Source organism: Acetatifactor aquisgranensis (genome assembly GCF_943193215.1).
Lineage (GTDB): Bacteria > Bacillota > Clostridia > Lachnospirales > Lachnospiraceae > Acetatifactor > Acetatifactor aquisgranensis.
Genome location: NZ_CALPDH010000007.1, coordinates 45,557 through 62,816, shown reverse-complemented (window position 1 = coordinate 62,816; position 17,260 = coordinate 45,557). Strand labels below are relative to the sequence as shown.

General features: G+C 52.1%; 12 protein-coding genes and 1 pseudogene. 9 read left to right on the top strand and 4 right to left on the bottom strand.

All coding sequences use genetic code 11. From position 1 onward, the window contains the following. Window positions 1–12: 12 nt before the first annotated feature. The 3 genes from NFS35_RS07965 to NFS35_RS07955 form a co-directional block, all read right to left on the bottom strand. On the bottom strand, window positions 13–729 hold the full coding sequence (locus tag NFS35_RS07965; protein WP_251206597.1) for a hypothetical protein: 717 nt from the start codon (window positions 727–729) through the stop codon (window positions 13–15). A 248-nt stretch (window positions 730–977) separates the two neighbouring features. Beyond that, window positions 978–1,820: a ComEC/Rec2 family competence protein gene (locus tag NFS35_RS07960; RefSeq protein WP_251206596.1), complete on the bottom strand. Its 843-nt coding sequence runs from the start codon at window positions 1,818–1,820 to the stop codon at window positions 978–980. A 49-nt stretch (window positions 1,821–1,869) separates the two neighbouring features. Further along, complete coding sequence (locus tag NFS35_RS07955; RefSeq protein ID WP_251206595.1) at window positions 1,870–2,712, bottom strand: ComEC/Rec2 family competence protein; 843 nt, start codon at window positions 2,710–2,712, stop codon at window positions 1,870–1,872. Between the two features lie 556 nt (window positions 2,713–3,268). Here NFS35_RS07955 and NFS35_RS07950 point away from each other — a divergent pair. The 5 genes from NFS35_RS07950 (at window position 3,269) to NFS35_RS07930 (ending at window position 10,355) form a co-directional block, all read left to right on the top strand. Then, window positions 3,269–4,966 (top strand): ABC transporter substrate-binding protein, encoded by a 1,698-nt coding sequence (locus NFS35_RS07950; RefSeq protein WP_251206594.1) that lies wholly within the window; start codon window positions 3,269–3,271, stop codon window positions 4,964–4,966. Between the two features lie 131 nt (window positions 4,967–5,097). After that, window positions 5,098–7,068 (top strand): ABC transporter permease subunit, encoded by a 1,971-nt coding sequence (locus tag NFS35_RS07945; protein WP_251206593.1) that lies wholly within the window; start codon window positions 5,098–5,100, stop codon window positions 7,066–7,068. 4 nt (window positions 7,069–7,072) lie between these two features. Beyond that, window positions 7,073–7,918 carry a carbohydrate ABC transporter permease gene (locus NFS35_RS07940; RefSeq protein WP_251206592.1) on the top strand — a complete coding sequence of 282 codons (846 nt, stop codon included), beginning with the start codon at window positions 7,073–7,075 and terminating at the stop codon, window positions 7,916–7,918. A gap of 76 nt (window positions 7,919–7,994) precedes the next feature. Then, on the top strand, window positions 7,995–9,275 hold the full coding sequence (locus NFS35_RS07935) for a DUF5722 domain-containing protein (protein ID WP_251206591.1): 1,281 nt from the start codon (window positions 7,995–7,997) through the stop codon (window positions 9,273–9,275). 171 nt (window positions 9,276–9,446) lie between these two features. After that, complete coding sequence (locus tag NFS35_RS07930) at window positions 9,447–10,355, top strand: DegV family protein (RefSeq protein ID WP_251206590.1); 909 nt, start codon at window positions 9,447–9,449, stop codon at window positions 10,353–10,355. Here NFS35_RS07930 and NFS35_RS07925 read toward each other — a convergent pair. After that, a complete protein-coding gene (locus NFS35_RS07925; RefSeq protein WP_251206589.1) occupies window positions 10,348–11,181 on the bottom strand; it encodes an HAD-IIA family hydrolase in 834 nt (277 codons plus the stop codon). The genes NFS35_RS07930 and NFS35_RS07925 overlap by 8 nt on opposite strands. A gap of 290 nt (window positions 11,182–11,471) precedes the next feature. On the opposite strand from NFS35_RS07925, the gene NFS35_RS07920 reads away from it, so the two are divergent. The 4 genes and pseudogenes from NFS35_RS07920 to srtB all read left to right on the top strand — a co-directional run bounded on the left by NFS35_RS07920 (window position 11,472) and on the right by srtB (window position 17,156). Then, on the top strand, window positions 11,472–12,227 hold the full coding sequence (locus tag NFS35_RS07920) for an exodeoxyribonuclease III (protein WP_251206588.1): 756 nt from the start codon (window positions 11,472–11,474) through the stop codon (window positions 12,225–12,227). Between the two features lie 136 nt (window positions 12,228–12,363). Next, window positions 12,364–12,537: pseudogene (locus tag NFS35_RS07915) on the top strand (DNA-3-methyladenine glycosylase); the annotation flags it as partial. Between the two features lie 90 nt (window positions 12,538–12,627). After that, window positions 12,628–16,254 carry a helicase-exonuclease AddAB subunit AddB gene (gene addB / locus NFS35_RS07910; RefSeq protein WP_251206586.1) on the top strand — a complete coding sequence of 1,209 codons (3,627 nt, stop codon included), beginning with the start codon at window positions 12,628–12,630 and terminating at the stop codon, window positions 16,252–16,254. Window positions 16,255–16,346: 92 nt separating this feature from the next. Then, window positions 16,347–17,156 (top strand): class B sortase, encoded by an 810-nt coding sequence (gene srtB, locus NFS35_RS07905; protein WP_251206585.1) that lies wholly within the window; start codon window positions 16,347–16,349, stop codon window positions 17,154–17,156. Window positions 17,157–17,260 lie beyond the last annotated feature (104 nt).

Below are 17,260 nucleotides of genomic sequence, written 5' to 3'. Positions count from 1 at the left end.
CCTTATTTTTCTTTATTGTGCTTCTGCAGGAAGTTCTACGCCAAGCTTCTCAGCCTGTGCAGTCAGAATATCGCGTCCGCCGCGGTCAAGCCACTCCTGTACATAATCATCCCATTCATCCATGCTGCGCTCGCCGATTACGAACTTGCAGAGCTGCTGAATCTCATACTCGCCCAGGTTCGGTGCGATGGTACTGGTGGAAACGGAACTGAGAAGTCCGTCATTGGGCCATCTGTCATAGCCTGCCATTGCCTTTACGCCCTCATTGATTTTCTCTTTCTCTGCTTTCTCGCCTTCGTCCATGTCGTCGGCTTCTTTCCACACCTGGGAACCTACGAGCAGAGGCACAAAAGCTTTGCTGGAGGTCATGAAGGGATAGGTATTGCCGCCCAGTTTACCGATTAGCGCATTTACGAAACCGCTTTCACTAAAGAAAGCAAATACGATTCCGTAGATGATGACCCAGGAAAAGAAGTGAGGTATGTATACAAATGTCTGACTGATTTTCTTGAACACTGTGCTTCTCAGGTCGAATATGACGATGGTCAGCAGAATCGGTGGGAAGAATGTGACTACCAGTCTGGCGATGCTGATGGTCAGGGTATTGCGCAGAAGCTTGAACATTTCCGGATCGCTCAGCACCAATGGCAGCAGCAGCCGGTATTTTTTCAGGCGATAGCCCAAAGGACGCCGTCTGTAGGTCATGTACGCCGTATCTGTTTTTCCCATACTTGATTTTGCCTCCTTCTCCGTAGCGGAATCGTGAATTTTTCATTCGGTAGCGAGGGAGGTGAAGCTGGAAATCACCAAAAGTACAACTTTTTGGAGACGAAAAAGCAACGGAAAATTAAAGATAAATAGTAAGATGTGTTTCCTAAAAAAATCTCCTTCTGGCAGGGAACCATGGAGAGCGGTTCATGCCAAAAAGAGATTCAGGTAGATTGTTTTCAGAACGTTTTTCTTTTTTGTCGCTGTCTTTAATCCAAAGGATAAGGCAGCACGAACTTATGGTCACCATCTTTAGTGACAAAATGAAGCCCGATACCCAGTTCTTCCATCCAGCCCCGCACTTCGAGAGTCCTCCAGGGGCCGGAGCCCTGTCCCTCTCCTTTGTCATTGTCCCAGAGCCATCCGGGAGTAGTCCACAGGCAAGCCCTGGGCCCGACAGCCTCATAAAAACTCTTTTTGACGCCGTTCTCACCATGGTGGGCCATCTGTATGAAATCGGCCCGCAGCTCTTCCCTGGGAACTGTGGCGAGCACTCTGTCGCCGCCCTCCTCGCCTAAATCCCCTACGAACAGGATGCGCTGTCCCTCGGTATCCAGCCGGAATACCACAGAAGAATTGTTTATGGCATTATTAGTCAGCGACTCGTCCTCCGGCACGCGCAGCACATTGATCACCGCGGAATCCACCGCAAAACGCTGGCCTTTCTCAAAAGTATGGCAGATGTCAGGATGCTCCGCTGCGAATTCATTGAATTCCCGGGTGGTCTTGGCATCCGTACAGCCCTCGAAGTCATTGGCCTTATAGAATTCATAGGACAGGAAACGGCTGTAGATGGCTTTTACCCGCGGAGGATTGGGCCTGGTAAAAATCTCCGGCAGCGCGTCCGCGTGATCCAGGTGCGGATGGGTCAGCAGCCAAAGTTCTATTTCCGGATTGGGCCCGCCCAATTGCGTAAGAGTATCCAGAAGATATTGCGCGTCCTCCCGGAAACCGCCATCGATGACAATGATCTTCCCGTTCTTGGTCTGCAGGATGAAAGACATCATCGGGGAGCGGCGCTGCTCCTGAAGCATATATAATGTAGTCTGCATATTTACCTCTTTATAATACAATGCCCGTTTTCACCGGGGAGCTGCAGCATCAGTCCAGCCTGCAGGGCAGCTCCAGAACCTGGTCACCGTCTTTGGAAACAAAATGATGCCGTACTCCCAGCTCCTCCATCCATCCCCGCACTTCCACTGTCCTCCAGGGGCCTGTATCATGTCCACCGCCGGCATCATTATCCCAGAGCCAGTCAGGCGTGTTCCAAAGGCAGGCTTTGGGGGCGACTGCTTCATAGAAGCTTTTTTTCACGCCATTTTGCCCATGATGGGCCATCTGTACGAAATCCGCATGCAGCGCCTCAGCCGGAACCGTCTCTAGCACTCTGTCGCCTGCTTCTTCCCCCAGGTCACCGACAAACAAAATGCGCTGCCCCTCCGCATCGACTCGGAATACCACGGAAGAATTATTAATGACATTCATAGGAAGAGTCTCCCCTTCCGGCACATGCAGCACATTGATTTCCACCGAATCTATCGTGAACCGCTGGCCTTTTTCAAATGTGTGGCAAATATCAGGATGTTCTGCCGCAAATGCGTTGAATTCCCGGGTAGTCCTGGCGTCCGTACAGCCCTCGAAATCATTCGCCTTGTAGAACTCGTACGACAGGAAACAGCTGTAAACCTTTTTGACTTTCAGGGGATGCGGCCTGGAAAAAATCTCCAGCAGCGCATCCACATGGTCGAGATGGGGGTGGGTCAGCAGCCATAAATCCACTACCGGCTCAGGCCCTCCCAGCCGGATCAGCGTGTCCTGCAGATGCCCGGCGTCCTGCTTGTTGCCTCCGTCAATGACAATCAGCTTTCCCCCGCTGGTCTGCAGGACATAGGACATCATCTGGGTAGGACTTTGTTCGTGCAGCATGTACAGTGTAGTCCGCATGTGTGTCTTCTCCTTCCGAATTGACTTTTGTAGCCGCCTCGGGCCATATACGGCGGCCCGATGTGTCAGCTTTATTCTACATTCATATCAGAAATTCCGCAAGAAGTGTTTTACCAAATCCCGCCATAAGAAAAATATGATATTTCGTTATATGTTAAGTAATATTTAATTACAATTAGTATATCTTGCCCTTAAATACTGGCTTTTTTCATGTAAAAAAACAATCTCCAAAAAGCACACTTTAGGGAACGCTCATAGTTTTTTGTCAAAATTACCAAAATTATTTCAAAAACGCCTTGATTTTTTCAACTTTATGTAGTATAATCAAGCAATCGTTCCAGAGGTGATTTGGGTCTCCAAAAAGTGTACTTTTTGGGGCGATATTGCATTCTTGATTGCGCTATTAAAAACGGTCAGGGAGGAGGGAGGCGGCTGGAAAGCAGAAAGGCTAAGGACGACCAGGCGACAGATTTTGGGATGCGGAATATTTCATGTGCCGGATGCTGTACAGGAAATTCGGGTCAGCGCGGCAGATACAAACTATGGAGGATTAGATATGAAAAAAAGAACGATTGCATTACTGTTGACTGCAATGATGACAGTCGGTAGTCTGGCAGGCTGTGGAGATACTCCTTCCAATGCCGATGCGTCAAGTCAGGGGGAGTCATCCTCTGAGGACGAGTCAACAGAGGACGAGTCAACAGAGGAAGAGTCATCCGAACCGGAAGAGTCTTCCGAGGAAGCTGCCGGTACAGAGGGCGGCGATATGACCATTACGATCAGCACACAGAACACGGAAGGCGAGGAAGCCGGCTGGACGGCAGTGGCTGCGGCTTACATGGAGAAACATCCGGAAGTGAACGTAGTCGTGGATTTGAAGCCGTCAGAGGGTTATGACCAGTGGGCGACTAATGTCTTCAATAACAATGAAACTACATCAGTGGATATAGTAAATATTAATCTGGCTGCGGAAGCCGCTTCAGGCAAGGCTATCAACTATGCGGACTATATGGAGAACGACAGCCCGTATTCAGGCGGCCCCTGGAGAGAGCAGTTCGAGTACGACATGCAGACCGTGGATGCCGGTACAGGCAACTTCAGCGCGTTGAGCCTTCAGTCCGTCAAGGTTCTCTGGCTGTACAATCAGGATATTTTTGATGAAGTAGGCGTCAGCATTCCGACCACATGGTCAGAGCTGATTGACGTATGCGAGAAGATTCAGGCTGCCGGTTATCAGCCTATTGCAATGCCCGGCGACTATGACAGCTTCTACTCCGGAACCATGGGATGGCTTGCGCAGTGCTACGCAGACCAGACCACACGTTCCAGCGTCGAAATCTGGAGGTCCCAGCCCGGCGACTATACCTACGATCCTACAATAGATGATTACTATACCTATGATCCTACAGATCCTTTCAATGATGATACGACTAAGGTTACACGTAACCCTGTCCGTTTTTACGCTGCAGTGAAAGATCACACCTACAGTGCCGTTACGCCCGGTATGAAGACTGTGTGGAGCGGTTTCGCGGATGTGTTCCCTAAATATGCAGGCAATGAAGTGATGTTCGGAACCAACAAAGACGGCGCAAAGACACTGTTCTATCAGGGCAAGGCTGCTATGTACGTAGACGGCGGCTGGGCTATCGTACAGTTCGCTCAGGATATGGAGAAGCTGGCCAGCGGTCAGGAAATTTCTTTCAATGACAATGCTGTAGAAGATGTGGTGGGCTTTACGCTCGGCACTTTCGATATGCCTTCCATGGAGGGTGACGGAATCGAAGGAAAGGCAAGGACAATCGAGGTTTCCAACGGATTCCTTGGCGCCGTTTCCAAGTCTCAGGATCATGATGATCTGGTTATGGACTTCATGATGTACTATTCTTCTTCAGAGGGAATGTCCGTATTTATGGATGCTGCTCTGGAAGACGGCTTTGTTCCCAGCGGCCCCAGCCTTGTATATGGCGTGACATATCCGGATGAGGTTCAGAACGCATTTGAGAACCTGACGATGATCGGCAACTGCCAGAAGAGCTATGGCAACTCCCTGGCGAGAGGCTTCAACGAGATTCCCGAGTCCTATCGCGCGTTCTATGACTATTGTCTGGAACTGCTGCAGGGCAAGATTGATGTAGATACTTTCCTCGAGAAGCATCAGGCAAACATCGACGAGAACTTTGAGACAGGTATGACGAACTCCAAAATCACCCTGGAAGACCTTGAAAATCCTGCAAATGAGCCTACCGGTGAATAATCACAGAATGCAATTGAAGAAAGAAATGTGAGTTTATGAATTGGAATTGGCTGCCTGAAAGGGTAGCCAATTTCAGTCAGACAGTTGATTTTCTCGCACTTGGAGCAGGGGTAGACGGAGCGGAGGTTAGGATGAAGAAAAAAAGCGTATGGATAGTATCGGCAATTATCTGTCTGGTTCTGGGCCTTGCAGTAATCTGGGGACTATCTTATTGCAGGGAAAGGACAGAGGGGCTGGAGGATTTGGATATTTCCACAGGGACCAAGAACCACAGCCTGGCATATGACAAGGAAAAAGACATTCTGTATGTAGGAACCCACGATAAGGTGCTTGCTGCTTTTGAGCAGGGAGAAGAAATCTGGCGGACGCAGGCAAACGGTTCTTTTGACGAACTGGTTCTTGATGCAAAGAACGACAAGCTTTATGCGGCAAATGAGGACGGGCATGTATATGTATATCAGGCGTCCAGCGGAAATGTGCTGCTGGACATTGATACCAGAAGAAAAGCAGTGGCGGTGGATGTGCTGGAGGATGAATCGAAGATAGCGGTGATTACCAATACCGGCAGCAACAAGTCCAGTGTGCTGGTCTATTCGTCAGAGGGAGAAGAGCTTGGCGGAATTGACTACAAGATTTTGGTCAGCGGAGTCCAGTTTTGCCAGGACGGCGAGACGCTTCTGATATCCAACAAGCGCGGCGAGGTTTTGCATATCACCAAGGACGGAGAAGTTCTTGATACCCTGAAGACCGGGTATGAGATTATACAGATGATTCAAAATGGAGATACCTACTGGACAATCAACAGGAATGGCATCTATCATCAGTTTGACGAAGCGCTGAATGTCATAAGGACAGGAAAAATCGATAATACGGTAAATGCCTTTATGGCGAGTATCGGCGTGGATGAGGACGGAGAATATGTACTGATCGGAACCAAGGAGGGCTACTTGTTCGTCATGGACGGTCAGGATAAGCAGATATATACGACGGACGTGGGCGTAAGGATCACGGATTTCGAGACGGCCAACGGAAGCATCTATTTTACGGGATATGAGGATTTTGTCAAAAATATCTATGTGGATAATCTGGCCACCATGGATTATTACAAGTCGATGGAAGAGGTTCTGGGATATGCGGTCTTTGTCCCTTTCTTCCTGCTTCTGGTGTGCCTGATACAAATGTTCCCCAAAGTGAAGAGAGCGGCAGGAAAGCTGTTGAAGAAAATGTGGCGCCAGAGGATGGCCTATATCATGCTTCTGCCCACTTTCGTGCTGATTTTCCTGTTCAATTACAGGGGCATTTTCATCGCTTTTTACAGGGCGTTCACGGACTGGTCCAGGACTAACAACACTCTGGCCAAGATGAACTTCATCGGTCTGGAGAACTTCCGCCAGATGCTTCAGGAGGGATATTTCCTGATCGGCATGAAGAACTTGAGCCTGCTGCTGGTGACCGGCATCCTGAAGACCATGACGGTGCCGCTGGCGGTTGCCTGGCTGGTGCATTCCATCCGGGGCGACAAGCGCAAGTACATACACAGGTTCCTGTTCGTGCTGCCCATAGTGGTTCCGGGCGTTGTAGGGACTCTGACCTGGCAGAAGATTTACGATCCCACCATCGGCCTGCTGAACGAAGTGCTGGGGGCGCTGCATCTGGAGAATCTTCAGCGGGTGTGGCTGGGGGATGAGAGGACGGCGATATGGGCCATCATTTTCATGGGATTCCCCTTTGTGGGCGCGATGGCATTTCTGGTGTACTACGGCGGCCTCTTAAATATCGGGACGGATGTGGTGGAGTCGGCAATGATCGACAGCGCCACCAGATGGGATATTTTCTGGAAAGTGCAGCTGCCTCTGATCAAACCCCAGATCAGCATCATGGTAACACTGACGATTCTGGGCACCATGCAGGATTTCAACAGCATCTTTATCATGACGGGAGGCGGTCCCGGTACGGCGACTTATGTCCCCGCGCTGGAACTATACCTGAACGCCAGCCAGTTTGGCCGCTATGGCTATGCGTCTGCGCTGGGCATCGTATTGATGGTATTTACATTGACCGTGACAGTGATAAAGAATGCGCTGACCAGGGAGAAGGAGTGATGGCATGAAGAAAATCAGCAAGAGAAGGGCAAGGGAAATCCGTTTTCAGACAATCATAGAGATTATCATGGTACTCATTATGTTTTTTGCTTTTGTTCCCATATTCGTAATGGTCATCATGTCCTTTAAGAGCAACTGGGAGATTTACAATAACTTTTTCGCCCTGCCCAGGCATATTGAATGGGACAACTATAGAAATGCCTTTTCAAAACTATATGGGAGCATGGTGAACACTCTGGCGGTGAATGCCTTTGCAGTGGTGCTGACCCTGATTTTGTCCGCGATGGGCGGCTTTGTGTTTGCAACTATGGATTTCCCGGGAAAGGGGTTCCTGTATTATGTGCTGCTGGTGCTGATGATGATTCCGGGCGTCCTGTCCCTGGCGGCAAATTACAATCTGATCATCAGCTATGGGCTGTTCAATACCCGCTGGGCATTGATTTTCCCCTGGATATCGGGAGGACAGATTCTGGGCATCATTCTGTGCCGGAATTCCATAGAGGCTTTGCCCAAAGACTTGTTCGAGGCGGCAAAGATAGAGGGCTGCGGGCAGATGGATCTGCTTGCCCGAATCGCGGTTCCTCTGGCGAAGCCTATCCTCTCAACGATAGCCGTCATGAAGATGGTCGACTACTATAATGACTTCATATGGCCCATGCTGGTCATTGAATCCAACAGCAAACAGGTCATCACAGTGGCGGTGCGCGTATTTACCTCCGCCGCAGGGACGACGAATATAGGAGCCATGTTTGCGGGATATATCATTGCAACCATTCCCCTTTTGGTTCTGTTCCTGTTCACCTCCAGATTGTATATGGAAGGTATGACGGCAGGAGCGGTGAAAGGGTGAGGCCGGAGGCGGCTGTTATGTAGTCGGGTTACCCGGAAATTTAGACTGTTAAGCAGTATAAAATAAGGAGAAACGAATGGAACGGTATACGCATGAAAAAGAGGTCTTCCGAAATAAGAAAGCCTTAAGCTGCGGGAACGAGGATTTGGGAATTCTGGGGATAGAGCACACTTTGCTGAATATCAACCTCCCGGCGCTGCTGCGGGCGGAAGAAAGAGAGGACGCTCTGCCGTTTGCCTGTCTGGGAAAGGAATACTGGTTCGACAAAACACAGGTGGAGGAAATCGACAAAACGCTCCAGTATGCATGGGGATACGGCATCGCCGCCACGGCAATCCTGTTGAATTCTCCCCAGCGCTTCGGCAGCCATGAGGAGGAGGCGCTGCTGGAAAAAGTGATCCATCCGGACTTTGACAGAGAGGATCCCAACGCGTTCATCAGCGCGTTTCCCATGGAGACGGAGGACGGAAGGGACTATTACCGTGCCTTTGTGGAATTCCTGTCCTGCCGTTATATGCGGGACGATGCGAAATACGGAAGAATCACAGGATTTATCGTTTCCAACGAGGTAAATACCCAGTGCATCTGGGGAAATGCAGGAGAGAAGACAGCGGAGGAGTATGCGAGAGAATACACGAAGGCTCTGCGTCTGACATGGGAGGCCTCCCATAAGTACTGGGAGGAGGCGCAGGTCTTCCTGTCCCTGGACCATTGCTGGGGAGAGAGTTTCTATCCCTCGCGCCCGCTTGGTTCTTACCGGGGAAAGGATATTGTGGATCTGGTCCTTAAGTATGGGAGGGAAATGGGAGATTTCGGATGGGGGATTGCCTATCATCCCTACCCGGAGGATCTGAACTATCCCGATTTCTATAATGACAGGATTCCGAAGTTTTACTTTGATACAAAGCTGATTACTTTCAAAAATATGGAAGTGCTGCATGCTTACCTGGCACAGGAAGATTTCCTGTATGAGGGGCAGATGCGCCCGATTATCCTGTCGGAGCAGGGATTCAATTCCAGACAGGATGAGTTTTCGGAGCTTCAGGGGGCAGCGGGATATATATTGGCGTATCAGAAGATGAAGCGGCTGCCGGGTATTCTGTGGATGACCCATCATGCCTATATGGATAATCCGAAGGAATTCGGCCTGCATCTGGGAATCAGGGAAAGAGAGGAGGACGGTGCTCCGGGGCGGAAACGGCCCATTTATGATGCCATGAGGGATATGGGCACAGAGAGGGAAGCGGAAAGGGTTGCCTGGGCCAGGGATTTTATCGGGGAGCCGTTGTACCGGCAGCTGGAATGCCCGGTGGTGCACGAGTGCGATGAAGACAGGTCAAAGGAAATGGATTTCTGAAGACTGCAAAGGCGCACCCGGATTGCCGCCGCGATAAGTAGTTATCTAAACCGCAATAAAAAGATTGGGAAACCATAAAATACGTTTTTTGAAATAAAATCAGTTGCCATTTTAAACCGGAAGTGGTATCCTATACCTTATAAAGATACTTGTACGAAAGGCAAAGATTTTATGAATGAAGCATATCACATCATCAGCGATGGTTCCTGCGATCTGCCGAAAGAACTGGCGGCTGAGAAGAATATTACGGTGGTTCCTTTTTATGTGTCCTTTGACGATACCCGTTATCTGAAAGAAAACGTGGAAATTGACATCAGGGACTTTTATCAGCAGATGGTGGACAGGAAAGGCGTGTACCCGAAGTCTTCCATGCCCTCCACTCAGGATTACGTGGATGTCTTTATGCCCTATGCGGAGAAAGGCATTCCCGTCATCTGCATCTGCATCACCACAAAATTCAGCGGTTCCATGCAGTCCGCACTGAATGCCAGGGAAATCGTGCTGGAGACCCTGCCGGAGGCGGTGATTACCGTGATTGACGCCACCATAAACACAGTGCTGCAGGGGCAGTACGTGCTGGAGGCGGCCAGGCTCCGGGACAGCGGGATGCCGTATGACGCGTGCGTGGCCAGGCTGGAGGAAATCAAGAGCACGGGAAGGATTTTCTTTACCGTGGGAGACATGGAGTACTTAAAGCATGGGGGGCGCATCGGAAAAGTATCGGCGGTAGCGGGCAGCGTGCTGGGCATCCGTCCGGTCATTACGCTGAAAGAGGGGGAAATCTTCCCATCCGGCATCGGCAGAGGCAGAAAGCGTACTACGGAAAAGGCCATCGGCCTGCTGTTGGAGTATCTGGAGGAGAACGGAAGAAAGATAGAGCGCTACAGCATCGCCATCGGCTTTGGATATGACTATGAGGAGGCCGTAGCGTTCAGGGAGCATACGCTGGAGGTGCTGCGGGATAAAGGATATCGTGTCAGCAAGCAGGACATCCCTATCTATCAAATCGGGGCTACCATCAGCGTGCACACAGGACCTTTTCCGCTGGGCTTCGGCATCATTGAGAAAGGCATCATCTGAAATTGCGATTCTGAGCTTCGGTGCAGTGCATCAGAAGCTCTTTTACATTGCCGAAACAGTAGTCTGCGGGATAGGGCGTGTCAGCCATGTCCTCCGGTCTGGCCTCCCCGGTGAACACCACGCAGGTCTCCACGCCTCCGTTGATGCCGCAGGCGATGTCGGTATAGAGCCTGTCCCCCACCACCAGCGTCTCATCCCTGGAAAAGCCGGACAGGGACAGGCACAGATCCACCACGCTCTTGCTGGGCTTGCCCAGATAGACAGGTTTCCTGCCGGTAGCGTCCGTCAGCATGTTGCAGATGGCGCCGCAGTCCGGGATGAAGCCGAAATCGACAGGGCAGCACAAATCGGGATTGGTGCCGTAGAAAGGCATGTCCGCGGTGGACAGGACTTTACAGGCCTGTATCAGCTTTTCATAGGTCAGCTCGCTGTCGTAGGCGGTTACTACGCAGTCGATATCTTCTTCTGCGGTCTCTGTGATATCCAGGCCGTTTTGCCGAAGCTCTTTTATGAAAGAGGCGGTGCCCAGGACAAAGATTTTTCCATTTGGATAATGCTCCTGCAGGAAGCGCAGGGCCATATAGCCGGAAGTAATGAACTGGTCCTTTGTGGTCTCCAGATGAAAGGCCCTCCGGAATTTTTCCACATAATCCCGGCCGCTGCGGGTAGAATTGTTGGTGATATAATATGCCTTGCCGCCGGAGGCTTCAATGTAGGCCAGCAGATCGGCGCTGCCCTCATAGAGGGTGTCCCCTACGGCCAGCGTGCCGTCTATGTCGAAGAGGAACAGCTTTTTATGCTTCAGGGAATCGAAATTCTGGGCCATATCAGTTACCTGCCTTTATTGTCGTTGACATATTTCTGGTTCCGGTGTCTGGGATTTGCAGTAAAAATCTCTACCTAGTATAGCATGGAACCTACGGGGATTCAACAACCGTTTTCGGGCAAAGAAATATACGCAAAGAAATATAGGCGGAAATAGGACGATGTACTGGCGAAAACGGGGAAGCCGTGTTATGATAGTGGAAATGGAATGAAGAACATTCCGGGAAGAAGAGCATTCCGGGAAAAAAGCCCTGTGCGCGGATGAAAGGCAGGGCAGAGACGAGGTGGATTATGAAACTGATATCATGGAACGTGAACGGACTGCGGGCATGCATGCAGAAAGGATTCATGGAATATTTCAACGAAGCGGACGCGGACATTTTCTGTCTGCAGGAGACGAAGCTGCAGGCGGGGCAGATAGAGATGGACCTGCCGGGTTTCTATCAGTACTGGAATTACGCGGAAAAGAAAGGCTACTCAGGGACGGCGCTGTTCACGAAAGAAGAGCCCCTGAAAGTGACCTGCGGCATCGGCGTGGAGGAGCACGACCGCGAGGGGCGCGTGATTACGGCAGAATATAAGGATTATTTCGTCATAGCGGTCTATGTGCCCAATTCCCAGAGGGAGCTGACCAGGCTGGGATACCGCATGGAGTGGGAGGCGGCGTTCCTGAAGTATATCAAAGGGCTGGAGGAGCGCAAGCCCGTAATCTACTGCGGCGACCTGAACGTGGCCCACAAGGAGATTGATTTGAAGAATCCCAAGACCAACCGCCGCAACGCGGGATTTACCGATGAGGAGAGGGAATGCTTCGGCAGGGTGCTGGAGAACGGATTCGTGGACACATTCCGGCATTTCTACCCGGATTTGAAAGATGCTTATTCCTGGTGGTCCTATATGGGACAGGCCAGGGCGAAGAACGTCGGCTGGCGTATCGACTACTTTGTGGCCTCGGAGAGCCTGAAAGAACGGCTGGCGGACGCGAAGATTCATCCGGATGTCATGGGATCTGACCACTGCCCGGTGGAGCTGGATCTGAAAGAGTGACGGCGCCCGGGGAGACAGGCGGTACAGAGAAGAGCAGAAACAGGGCATGTAGGAAAGGCTTTCCAGGGAAGGAGCCGGATATGTTACCGAACGCGCAGACAAAAAAGGCCGCAGGAACGCCTTTCAAGGAAGTTTTTTACAAGAGGCGGGAGTCACTAAAGCTGACAATGACGTGGACATGGTGACCAGTGACACATTCTGTGTCAAGGAGGGAATCGTCGTGAAACCGGAGCAGATACATGCAGCAAAGCGAATCGGCATCGACTACGCCGAGGAGGCCGCGGACTATCTATGGCGGTTCTGCCTTTGAGCCTGCCGGAAGCTGTCAGAGATTATGTTTTGAGGCGGCATCGTGTGCCGAACTATGGAAGAGGGGCATCCCATGGAAAGCGGATGATATGTGGAAATCAAGCTTTCCATGGAAAGCGGGCGTTCCGGGAAGAAAGGACACAACATGAGCCTGCAATTCTACTTCGGCTCTTCAGGAGCCGGAAAAAGCAGATTATTATATGAAGAAATTGTCCGGCGGGCGGCCCGGAATCCGAAACAGAATTTCTTTATCATCGTGCCGGACCAGTTCACCATGCAGACACAGAAAGACCTGGTGCTCTTAAGCGATAAGGGCGGCATCCTGAACATCGACGTGCTCAGTTTCGGCCGCCTGGGCCACCGCATTTTAGAGGAGGCGGGAGGATGGGAAGTCCCTGTGCTGGACGATACGGGAAAGAGCCTGGTGCTCCAGAAAGTGGCGGCGAACTTAAAAGGCCAGCTGCCCACCCTGGGAGGATTCCTCCACAGACAGGGATACATCCACGAGGTGAAAAGCGCCATCTCCGAGTTCATGCAATATGGCATCGGCGCGGAGGATGTGGACAGACTGATCGACTTCGCGAAAAAAAGGGGAGCTCTGGTGCAGAAGCTGAAAGACCTGCAGACGCTGTACAAGGGCTTTCTGGAGTACATCCGCGGCAACTTCATCACCACTGAGGAGACTCTGGACGTACTCTGCCGGGCTCTTCCGAAATCAAAGCTTCTGCCCGGAAGCGTGGTGGTATTTGATGGGTTCACCGGCTTTACGCCTGTCCAGATTCGGGTGATTTCCGGGCTGATGGGCCTGTGCGGAGAAGTGATCGTCACGCTGGCGGTGGGCGAGGAAGAAAATCCTTATGTGCACAACGGAGAGCAGAACCTGTTCCATCTCAGCAAGAAGACTGTGGCCGATTTGGACAGGCAGGCGGAGGCGCTCTCTGTGGAGCGCAGGCGGGATGTGATGATTTTGTCTGCGCAGCCGGGCAGAACTGCCCGGGACGCGAACTGCCTCATCAGACATAACGTTTCCAATCGTTTCCAGAATGCCCCTGCGCTGCAGCATCTGGAAAAATATATATTTCGTTATGGCTTCCACCCCTATGAGCAGGAGCAGCAGGAAATCCGGCTGTTCGAGACCACTGATCCCAAGGAGGAGGTGCGCCAGACCGGACTGGAAATCTGCCGTCTGATTCGTGAGGAGGGGGTGGCTTTCCGCGACATTGCAGTGATTTCAGGGGATTTGGCGGCATACGCTCCCTATGTGGAGACAGAGTTCGTCCAGATGGACATTCCCTGCTATATAGACCGTACCAGGAAAATCACCCTGAATCCCTTGATTGAGTACATCAAAAGCGCTCTGGAGCTGTACATAAAGGATTTTTCCTATGAGTCCGTCTTCCATTACCTGCGCAGCGGCCTGGCTGACCTGACCTGGGAGGAGGTGGACCGGCTGGAGAATTACTGTCTGCAGACCGGCGTCAAGGGATACCGGGCCTACAGCCGCCTCTTCACCCGCAAGACCCGGGAGATGGAAGAAAGGCTTTCCATGGAACAGGAACTTTCCATGGAACAGGAGCCAGCCGTGGCAGAGGGGTATGCCACGGAGGGAGAGTTAGCCTTAGCGGAGATGAACGCCCTGCGGGAGCGTATGATGGAGCAGGTGGAAATGCTGCACCTGAAAGGAAAAGAGCCTGTGAAAGTCTATGTGAACGGGCTCTATGACTTCCTGGTGCAGAACCAGGTCCAGCAGAAGCTCTCCGCATACCAGAAAAGCTTTGAGGAGGCGGGGGAGCAGGTCCGCGCCAGGGAATATGCACAGATCTATCGCCTGGTGATGGAGCTTCTGGACCAGATATACGCCCTTTTGGGGGAGGAGACGATTTCCTTGAAAGAGTTCGCGGAAATCCTGGAGGCAGGCTTTGGGGAGATTCAGGTGGGCACTATCCCCCAGAATGTAGACAGGGTGCTGGTGGGAGATATGGAGCGCACCAGGCTGCAGCAGGTGAAGATGCTCTTTTTCCTGGGCGTGAACGACGGCAATATTCCCAAGGGAGCCTCCAAAGGCGGCATCATATCGGACATGGACCGGGAATTCTTGCGGGAGTCCGAGCTGGAGCTGGCTCCAAGCCCCAGGCAGCAGATGTACATCCAGAGATTTTATCTCTATCTGAATATGACCAAGCCATCCAGGCGGCTCTATCTGTCCTGGTCCAAGGTGAACAGCGCCGGGAAATCTATCCGCCCCGCCTATCTGGTGGATGTGGTGCGGAAACTTTTCCCGCAAATTATGGTGCAGTATCCCCAGCGCAGAAGCGTCCTGGAGCAGATTGTGACAGGCCAGGAGGGGGCGGCATACCTGGCAAGAGGCTTAAGGGAATATGTGGAGGGCGCCGTAAAGGGCCAGGAAGAGCAGGAATTTTTCACCATCTATCAGGCATACGGTGAGGAGGGGCTTAAGGGGAAGCGTGATTTCCTGACGGAGGCCGCTTTCAGGCGGTACCGGGATACGGGGCTGTCCGCGGCGGTGGCAAGGGCCCTCTACGGCGTGCAGCTGGAGACCAGCGTCACCCGCCTGGAGACCTATGCGGCCTGCGCTTACCGGCATTTCCTGCAGTATGGCCTGACTCTCCGGGAGCGAAAAGAATTTTCTTTTGAAAATGTGGACATGGGAAATGTGTACCATGCCATTCTGGAGCAGTTCGCGGACAAGCTGAAAGAAAAAGGATATACCTGGTTCGACTTTCCCCGGAAATTTGCCGAGACGCAGGTGCGCCACGCGCTGGAGCACTATGCGGCGGACTATGGAAGCACCGTCCTTTACAGCAGTGCCAGGAACGAGTATGCCATCACCAGGATGGGGCGCATCCTGACCCGGACGGTGCTGACCCTCCAGAAGCAGCTGCAGCGGGGGAGCTTCGTGCCGGAATCCTTTGAACTTTCTTTCCGCCATGCGGACAATCTGGAGAGCGTCAACGTGGCCCTGTCGGAGCAGGAGAAAATGCGCCTCCAGGGGCGCATCGACAGGATCGACGTGGCGGAGGATGAGGAAAAAGTATATATCAAGGTCATCGATTACAAATCCGGCCGCAGGAAGTTCGATTTGGCGGCGCTTTACTACGGGCTCCAGCTCCAGCTGGTGGTCTATATGAACGCGGCGGCGGAGGAGGAATCCAGGCGCCACCGCGGAAAAGAAATCGTGCCCGCCGCGCTGCTGTATTACCGCATTGACGACCCTTCCGTGGAGACGCCCGTGGAACTGACGGAGGAAGAAATCAACGAACAGATTGGAAAGCAGCTGCGCATGAACGGCGTGGTGAGCAGCGAGCCGGGCATCGTGGAGCTGCTGGACGGGGAGATGGGGGATAAGTCCGATGTGATTCCCGTGGAGCGGAAAAAAGACGGCAGCTTCTCCGCCCGCTCCTCTGTCTTAAGCGGAGAGGAGCTGCGAACTGTGTCCGACTATGTGAGCCGTAAAATAGCGGATATCGGCCGGGAGATTCTGGACGGTACCATTTCCCTGAACCCTTATGAGAAAGGCAGCGAGGAGGCCTGCACTTACTGTACCTATAAAAAAGTCTGCGGCTTTGAGCCTGCCATGCCGGGCTGTACCAAGCGCAGGCTGGAGGATATGGACAGCGGGGAGGCGCTGAAGCGGATGGAGGAAAGGACAGCGCCGGATTTGGGAAAGGGCTATGGAAAAGACGCCCAGCCATCTTGAATTTTTAAATCGGCTGGAGTATACTTACACTAAATATGTGGAATTCCAGCCACACAAAAACGGGCATCTATAGCCTGGATTGCAGGTGAACTATGAAAAAATGGATTCGCAGGATAATTGTGATACTGCTATTGGCAGTGTTTATCGGTTCCACCACATATGTGGTGGTCATATACCATCAGTACCAGGAAAATGACCGGCGCTACGCCGAGATGGCGGACAGCTTTACAGAGATAACAGTTGCCGGAAGCGGGCAGCCTGCGGACAATGGCGGGAGCAAAGAGGCAGGAACCGGGCCGGTGACAGCGCCGATCACGGTGGATTTCTCCGGATTGAAAGAGGTCAACGAGGACATTATCGGCTGGCTGTACTGTGAGGGGACGGCCATCAACTACCCGGTTCTGCAGGGGGAAGACAATGACCAGTATCTGCGCAGCAGCTATGACGGTTCCGCCAATCCGGCCGGTTCGATTTTTGTGGAGGCATTGAACAGCAGAGATTTCAAGGATTCCAATACAATCATCTACGGCCACCATATGAAGAACGGCTCCATGTTCGCGGTGCTGGACGAATGGGCTGACCAGACATTCTATGAGGAGCATCCGGTCATATGGCTGCTGACCCCGGAGCAGGACTTCCGGATTGACTTATTCAGCGGCTATACCACATCGGCTTATTCGGAGACTTATACAATCTTCATGGGCCCCGGGGAGGAGCTGGACGATTACCTGGCAAAATGTCTGGAGCTATCTGATTTCCAGGCGGATGTGGAGCTGGACGGCGAGGCGCGCTATGTGGTGCTGTCCACCTGCGCCTATGTGTTCGACAATGCCAGGAATGTGCTGCACGGCAAACTGGTGCCGGTGGACAGCGCAGGAGGAGTTGAAAAGCCCCGGAGCTGACGCTCTGGGGTTATTTTTGACGGCGGCTTTCATGAACGGGGGAGGCGGCCCGGCAGCATCCGGATATCATCCTGACAGAAAGCATCCAAAAAGGAAAGAAAACA